Origin of the sequence: Massilia sp. Root133, from assembly GCF_001426525.1 — a bacterium.
Classification (GTDB): Bacteria; Pseudomonadota; Gammaproteobacteria; order Burkholderiales; family Burkholderiaceae_D; genus Telluria; species Telluria orientalis.
In genome coordinates, this window is sequence record NZ_LMEW01000011.1 from 111,417 (window position 1) to 111,618 (window position 202).

The 202-nt window shown below is 51.5% G+C and carries 1 rRNA gene (running past one end of the window); it reads left to right on the plus strand.

Annotation, left to right across the window (positions count from 1 at the left end):
• Window positions 1–202: ribosomal RNA gene (locus ASD28_RS10730) — 16S ribosomal RNA — on the plus strand; its annotated part reaches 255 nt to the left of the window's first position; the annotation flags it as partial.

A 202-nucleotide genomic window follows, 5' to 3' on the forward strand; every position in this document is an offset into this window, starting at 1 on the left:
ACGGGTGAGTAATATATCGGAACGTACCCAAGAGTGGGGGATAACGTAGCGAAAGTTACGCTAATACCGCATACGATCTAAGGATGAAAGTGGGGGATCTTCGGACCTCATGCTCCTGGAGCGGCCGATATCTGATTAGCTAGTTGGTGAGGTAAAGGCTCACCAAGGCGACGATCAGTAGCTGGTCTGAGAGGACGACCAG